The sequence below is a fragment of the Castellaniella sp. genome, assembly GCF_034007085.1.
Classification (GTDB): domain Bacteria; phylum Pseudomonadota; class Gammaproteobacteria; order Burkholderiales; family Burkholderiaceae_B; genus Castellaniella.
The window spans coordinates 42,444-49,221 of record NZ_JAVERO010000003.1 but is presented as its reverse complement, the minus strand read 5'-3'; the positions used below and the strand labels follow the sequence as shown (position 1 = coordinate 49,221).

The 6,778-nt window shown below is 65.8% G+C and carries 7 protein-coding genes; 2 read left to right on the top strand and 5 right to left on the bottom strand.

Translation table 11 applies throughout. The features are described 5' to 3' along the window. Positions 1-711: guanine deaminase (locus RBR29_RS00845; protein WP_320346294.1), on the top strand; the 711-nt coding region annotated here is incomplete at its 5' end. Between the two features lie 39 nt (positions 712-750). After that, positions 751-2,247: an AMP nucleosidase gene (locus RBR29_RS00840; protein ID WP_320346292.1), complete on the top strand. Its 1,497-nt coding sequence runs from the start codon at positions 751-753 to the stop codon at positions 2,245-2,247. Between the two features lie 104 nt (positions 2,248-2,351). Here the strand turns inward: RBR29_RS00840 and RBR29_RS00835 are convergent, their stop codons facing one another. From RBR29_RS00835 to RBR29_RS00815, 5 genes are all read right to left on the bottom strand, one after another. Continuing rightward, the gene (locus RBR29_RS00835) at positions 2,352-3,101 is read right to left on the bottom strand and encodes a TSUP family transporter (protein WP_320346290.1); all 750 of its coding nucleotides are present in this window, start codon (positions 3,099-3,101) and stop codon (positions 2,352-2,354) included. A gap of 91 nt (positions 3,102-3,192) precedes the next feature. Continuing rightward, entirely contained in the window at positions 3,193-4,218 is a 1,026-nt protein-coding gene (locus tag RBR29_RS00830; protein ID WP_320346287.1) for a DctP family TRAP transporter solute-binding subunit, read from the bottom strand. A gap of 59 nt (positions 4,219-4,277) precedes the next feature. Further along, positions 4,278-5,576, bottom strand: a complete 1,299-nt coding sequence (locus RBR29_RS00825) for a TRAP transporter large permease (protein ID WP_320346285.1) — start codon at positions 5,574-5,576, stop codon at positions 4,278-4,280. Further along, positions 5,573-6,100, bottom strand: a complete 528-nt coding sequence (locus tag RBR29_RS00820; RefSeq protein ID WP_320346283.1) for a TRAP transporter small permease — start codon at positions 6,098-6,100, stop codon at positions 5,573-5,575. Before RBR29_RS00820 ends, RBR29_RS00825 begins: the two co-directional genes overlap by 4 nt. Before the next feature lie 93 nt (positions 6,101-6,193). Next, a complete protein-coding gene (locus RBR29_RS00815; RefSeq protein ID WP_320346281.1) occupies positions 6,194-6,664 on the bottom strand; it encodes an SET domain-containing protein-lysine N-methyltransferase in 471 nt (156 codons plus the stop codon). Positions 6,665-6,778 lie beyond the last annotated feature (114 nt).

Below are 6,778 nucleotides of genomic sequence, written 5' to 3'. Positions count from 1 at the left end.
TATGCCCTGACGCCGCGCTTTGCGCCGACCTCCACGCCCGAGCAGCTCGGCTTGTGCGGCGAACTGGCCAGGCGCTACCAGGACGTCTTCATCCAGTCGCATGTGTCCGAGAACCGCGACGAGGTGAAATGGGTCATGAGCCTGTTCCCAGGCTATCGCAGCTACCTGGACATCTACGACCAGTACGGCCTGTTGCGGCCCCGTTCCGTCTACGGACACTGCGTCTGGCTGGACGACGACGACCGCCGCCGGATGCGCGATGCCGGCGCGGTCGCCGCCCACTGCCCCACGTCCAACCAGTTCCTTGGCAGCGGCCTGTTCGATTTCGCGGCCGCCAAGAGTTTCGGCATGCCGGTGGCCCTGGCCACCGACGTGGGCGGCGGCTCGTCTTTTTCCATGCTGCTGACGATGAACGAAGCGCACAAGGTGGCGCGTCTGTCGGGCCATTACCTGACGGCGCGGCGCATGTTCTGGCAGGCGACGCAGGGCGCGGCCAAGCACCTGGGCCTGACCGGCCGGATCGGCACGCTGGAGCCCGGCGCCGAGGCCGACTTCATCGTCCTGGACCCCAAGGCGACGCCGCTGCTCGAGCGCCGCAGCGCCCTGGCCGACTCGCTGGAGGAATTGCTGTTCGCCTTGGCGATGCTGGGCGATGATCGCGCCATCGCCGCCACCTACGCGGCGGGACGGGAAGTGCATCGACGTGGGTGAGCCATCCCGTCTTCATCAAGACCTGCCATAATCGGGCGCATGGAAAAATTCATCGATACCGCGCGCCCGACCCGGCTGCCGCCGCTGATCCCGTTCTCCAGCTACGAGGACGCTGACGCGGCGGTGGACCAGCTGCTGGCAATCTACCGGCGCAACACGGCCTTCATCCGCGACGCCTTTCGCGAATACTGCACCCATGGCCTGGAAACCGGCCAGCGGGTGCGCGCCTGCTATCCGGCGATCCGCATCCGGGTGCATTCCTACCAGGAAATCGACAGCCGCCTGTCCTACGGCCACCTGGTCGAGCCCGGTGTCTACATGACCACGGTCACCCAGCCAGCCCTGTTCCACGACTATCTGCGCGAACAGGTGCGCCTGCTGTTGCGCAACCATGGCGTGCCGGTGGAGATCGGCGAATCCGACCTGCCCATCCCCTTGCACTTCGCCTTTCCGGAGGGCGAGTACGTCGAGGGCGAATATTCCGAGGTCCCCGGCCACACGCTGCGCGACCATTTCGACGTGCCCGATCTGGCGGTGACCGATGATGCCATCGTCAACGGCACCTGGCGTGGCCGCGCCAACCAGGCCCGGCCCCTGGCGCCCTTCACCGCGCCGCGCATCGATTATTCCCTGCATCGGCTGCAGCATTACACTGCCACGGCGCCAGGGCATTTCCAGGATTTCGTGCTGTTCACCAATTATCAGTTCTACGTGGACGGGTTCGTTCAGTGGGCACGCGAAACCCTGGCCGCCGGCACGGGGGGCTACACGGAACTGGTCGAACCGGGCAATCGCATCGTCACGCGGGATACGCTGGACGAGGTCCGCGCAGGGCCGGCGCCGCTGCCGCAGATGCCGTCCTACCACCTGAAACGGCCCGGCCACACTGGCATCACGCTGATCAACATCGGCGTGGGGCCGTCCAATGCCAAGACCATCACCGATCATGTGGCCGTGCTGCGGCCGTCGGCCTGGCTGATGCTGGGCCATTGCGCCGGCCTGCGCACCACCCAGCGGCTGGGGGACTACGTGCTGGCCCATGGCTATGTGCGCCAGGACCACGTGCTGGATGACGATCTGCCCCTGTGGGTGCCGGTGCCGCCGCTGGCCGAAGTCCAGGTCGCGCTGGAGCAGGCCGTGGCCGATGTGTCCGGCCTGTCGGGCTGGGAACTGAAGCGGATCATGCGCACCGGCACGGTGGCCACCATCGACAACCGCAACTGGGAACTGCGTGACCAGCAGGAACCCGTGCAGCGCCTGTCGCAGTCGCGCGCCATCGCCCTGGACATGGAATCGGCCACCATCGCGGCCAACGGCTTCCGGTTTCGTGTGCCCTACGGCACGTTACTGTGCGTGTCGGACAAGCCGTTGCATGGCGAACTGAAACTGCCGGGCATGGCCACCGCCTTTTACCGCACCCAGGTCAACCAGCACCTGCAGATCGGCATCCGGGCGCTGGAACATCTGCGCGAAATGCCCAGCGAGCGCCTGCATTCCCGCAAACTGCGCAGCTTCATCGAGACGGCGTTCAAATAATCGGACACCATGGCCTTAAGATCCACCGTCTACAAGGTGGATCGCTACATCGCGGACAATGACCGTGCTGGCCTGTGGCCACAGCACAGCCTGGGGCCGGCGCCCTATTCCAGCAGCATCTTCACCGACACGATCACGGCCATGGTCACCATCAGGATGCGGATCAGTTGGTGGCCGCGCGTGACGGCCAGGCGCGCGCCGAGGGTGCCGCCGATCCACTGGCCCGCCAGCATGGGCAGGCCGAAGGCCCAGGCGATATGGCCGCTGGCCGCGAAAAACAGGACAGAGGCCAGGTTGCTGCACAGGTTCAGCAGCTTGGCATGCGCGGTGGCCTTGACCAGGTTGAAGCCCAGCATCGTGACGCAGGAAATCGCCAGGAACGTGCCTGTGCCCGGGCCGAAGAAACCATCGTAGAAGCCGATCAGCGGCGCCAGGGTGGCGCCGTACAGGGCGGGCGTGATCCGCTGGACGCGGTCTTCGGCGCCGACACGGGGCGACAGCAGAAAATACAGGGCGAAGCCGATCAGCAGAAAGGGAATCACCTGGCGCAACACGCCGCTGTCGATGCGGGTCAGGGCGATGCCGCCGGCCAGCGCCCCCAGGAATGTGCTCAGCATCATCCAGCGGCTGCGTTTCAGGTCGATCTGGCGCATGCGCAGAAAATGCAGGGTGGCGGCGGTGGACCCGGCGATGCCGCCGAGCTTGTTGGTGGCAATGGCGGCCCCGGGCGGCAGGCCCACGGCCAGCAACGCCGGGATGGTGATCAGGCCGCCGCCGCCAGCGATGGCGTCCACGACGCCTGCCAGCAATGCAACGAAGAACAGCAGGGCAGCGACGTCGAAGGTGATTTCCATGGGATGCCGGAGGGTGGGCGCATGCCGGCATCATACGCCGCTGCGAAGGTGCTCGCGCGCGGTGCCGGGACCGCGTGCGAGCGCGGGCCGATCAGCGCTTGGCGATGTCGGCCTGTGCCTGTTTCACCAGGTCCGGGCCGATCTGCTTGGCCCACTTGTCGAACACCGGCTGGGTGGCCTTGGCGAATGCGCCGATCTGCTCGGGCGAGAGCACCGTGACTTTCACGCCGTGGCTTTCGATTTCTTTGAGCAGGGAATCGTCAGTGCTGGTCACGCCTTTGCGGGCGATGAGGATTTCCTGGCGGCCAGCCTCGATGGCGGCCTCGCGCACGATCTGCTGATCAGCCGGTGCCCAGGAATTCCAGACGTCCCGGTTGACCACGAAGATCAGCGGGTCGGCCACGTAGTTCCACAGGCTCAGGAATTTCTGGCCGACATCGTAGAGTTTCGCCCCAGCATAGATGGACAGCGGGTTTTCCTGGCCATCGACGGCGCCGCTGGCCAGTGCCGGCTGGGCGTCGGCCCAGCTCATCTGGGTCGGGTTGGCGCCCAGGGCGGTGAACGTGTCGATGTACAGCGGCGAGCCGACCACGCGCAGTTTCATGCCCTTGACGTCCTCGGGGTTCTTGACCTCGCGGGCGGAGTTGGACAGCTGGCGGTAGCCGTTTTCGCCCCAGGCCAGCGGCACCACGCCCTTTTTGGACAGGATGTCGAACAGCTGTTCGCCGACCTTGCCCTGCGTCAGGGCGTCGACGGCGGAATAGTCGGGCATCAGGAAGGGCAGGGAAAAAATGTTCAGTTCCTTGACCTGCGGGGACCAGTTGATGGTCGAACCGATGGCCATGTCGATCACGCCCTGGCGGATGGCGGTGAATTCTCGCGTCTGGTCGCCCTGGACCAGGGACGTGCCGGGATAGACTTTGATGTTGATGCGGCCATTGGTGCGTTCACGCACCAGGTCGGACCAGATCACCGCCCCCTGGCCCCAGGGGAAATTGGTGCCCACCACGATGGACAGTTTGTATTCGGACTTGTAGTCGGCCGCCTGGGCCGGCAGGGCACAGGCCAGGGCCGTGAAGGCCAGGGCGGCGGCGCCGATGAGTCGATGAAAGCGCATGTCAGTCTTCTCCTGTTTGAAAAATCCCCAATGGGCCCTTGGGCCCGTTCGAACGCGTGTCAGTATCCCAGATAATGCGGCAGCCAGAGCGCGATCTGTGGAAAGGCCGCGACCAGGACCAGGACGCCGAGCATGCCGGCCAGCAGCCACAACACCCAGGGCGTGGTGCTTTCCATTGGGATGCGGGCGATCTTGCTGGAAACCATCAGATTGACGGCGACCGGCGGCGTGAACTGGCCCACGGCGACCATCAGCGTCAGCATGACGCCCAGCCACACCAGATCCCAGCCGAACGCCTGGGCGACGGGCTGGATCAGCGGCACGAAGATCAGGAAGATCGAGATGCCGTCCAGGAACATGCCCGCCACGATCAGCAGCAGGACCAGCAGCGCCAGGACGCTGTAGGACCCCAGGCCGGAATGCACGATGGCGTTGGTGATCGGATCGATGATCGACAGGGTGGACAGCGACCAGGCAAAGATCCCCGCCAGCGTGACGATCAGCAGGATGACGGCGGACAGTTCGCCGGCTTCGCGCAGGATGGGGAACAGATCGCGCAGGTGGATGGAGCGATGCACGCACATGCCGATCAGCAGGCCGTAGAACACGGCGACCACGGCGGCCTCGGTGGGTGTGAAGTAGCCCATGCGCATGCCGCCCAGGATGATGACGGGTGCGGCCAGGCCGGGGATGGCCTCGAACAGGCTGCGCCAGAAAGGCGGACGGGGTTCGGCGCGGGCGGCGGCACCCATCCGGTGACGTCGCGCCAGCCACACGGCCGGGATGATCAGCCCGATGCCGGCCAGGATGCCCGGGAACAGGCCGGCCGCAAACAGCGCCGGCACCGAGGCCTGTGGCACCAGGACCGAATAGACGATCATGGCGATCGAAGGCGGGATCAGGATGTCGGTGGCCGCGCCTGCGGCCACGACGCTGGCCGAATAGGCGCGAGGGTAGCCGGCGCGGTTCATGGCGCCGATCATGATGGCACCCACGGCGGCGGCGCAGGCCGGACCGGACCCGGAGATCCCCCCCAGGAACATGGCGACGGTGATGGCAACCACGGCCAGCATGCCGGGGCCGTTGCCGGTGATGGACTGGGCCAGGCGCACCAGTTTGGCGGCCACGCCCGAGCGGTCGAAGATCGAGCCCACCAGCACGAACATGGGAATGGCCAGCAGGGGATATTTGGCCAGGCCGGCGTAAAAGCTTTGCGAGACCGCCATCAGGCCGAACCAGTGCGTGTCGGGGTTGGCCAGGGCGATGGCCAGCGTGCCGGCCGCCCCCAGGGCGATGCCTACCGGCACGCCAATGATCAGCAGGACGATGAAGAGCCCGAACAGCAGGGTGGGGATCATGCGGTTTGCCCCCAGGTGCGCCGCAGGACGCCTGCCAGTCTCAGGGTGATGACTGCTGACAGTACGGGCAGCCACATGGAATACCACCAGGTGGGCACGCCGATGGCTGGGGATGTATCGCCCCAGTTGTATTCGTCCAGGGCCATGCGGCCCAGCAGGATGGTCAGGCCGGCAAAGAACAGCAGCGATACGGTGCCGGTCACCCGTGCGAAGCGCCGCTGTCGCACGGGGCTGCCGCCGTCGGCCAGCAGTTCGATGCGGATGTGCAGCCGCCGCACGAAGGCCGATGAACTGGCGCTCAGGGTCAGCACGATCAGCAGGAAGATGGAGATTTCCTCGGTCCAGGCAAAGGATTCCGCCGTCAGGTAGCGGACGATGACGTTGGCCAGGGTGATGCAGGCCAGGGCGGCCAGGGTCAGCACGGTCAGCCAGTCCTCGAATCGCAGCGGAACGCGCAGGGGGGGATCGGCAGGTGATGCGGGGTCGGGAGAAACGGTGGAATCGGTAGCGGGATCGTCAGGCATGAATCGGATGGAGCGGATGCAGGGCCAGATGGCAACACCGCATCCTACTGCGAAATGGCATGATTGCCAGTTGGGATGAGTACGGACGCCGGATCAGGGAGTGTCAGGCACCGCCAACATCGTACCCCGGCAGTTGGGCGCGCCGCAGCGGCAGCGGTAATGGCGTTTCAGTGTGCGCGTCAGCGGTTCATCGATCACCAGGCCATAGTCATAGAGCAGCTCGGTGCCCTCGGGGATGTCCTGCAGCGCATAGATGGCCACCCGGGTGCCGGCGGCATTTTCGCGCGCTTCGCAGTTGGGTGCGCAGCCGTGGTTGATCCAGCGGGCGTCATTGCCCCGCTGGCCGCCGTCGATCACTTGACCGCTGCTGAGCGCGAAATAAAAGGTGTGGTACGGGTCGTCCGGGTTGACCGGCCAGCGCGCATCGGCTTGCTCCGCCGACAGGCGGCGCCCTGCGTAGTCCAGGATACGGGTGCCGGCCGGGATATCGCGTGCGGCAAAAACGCCCGTGCCGTGCAGGGTCGAGACACGCACGGCATGCCAGGGCGAGCGGGATGTGGCCATGGGATGAGGTTGAAGGGAGACGCAATCGAAAAGGGATAAACTGGCCCTCATTATCCTTGGGATGTCCCATGCAAGTCCACTCGTCCCGGCGGTGATCCTGCCGGGGGTCCGTGC

Coding starts and splice junctions, on each gene's coding strand:
- RBR29_RS00840 (WP_320346292.1), top strand. CDS start 751: ATGGAAAAATTCATCGATACCGCGCGCCCGACCCGGCTGCCGCCGCTG.
- RBR29_RS00835 (WP_320346290.1), bottom strand. CDS start 3,101: ATGGAAATCACCTTCGACGTCGCTGCCCTGCTGTTCTTCGTTGCATTG.
- RBR29_RS00830 (WP_320346287.1), bottom strand. CDS start 4,218: ATGCGCTTTCATCGACTCATCGGCGCCGCCGCCCTGGCCTTCACGGCC.
- RBR29_RS00825 (WP_320346285.1), bottom strand. CDS start 5,576: ATGATCCCCACCCTGCTGTTCGGGCTCTTCATCGTCCTGCTGATCATT.
- RBR29_RS00820 (WP_320346283.1), bottom strand. CDS start 6,100: ATGCCTGACGATCCCGCTACCGATTCCACCGTTTCTCCCGACCCCGCA.
- RBR29_RS00815 (WP_320346281.1), bottom strand. CDS start 6,664: ATGGCCACATCCCGCTCGCCCTGGCATGCCGTGCGTGTCTCGACCCTG.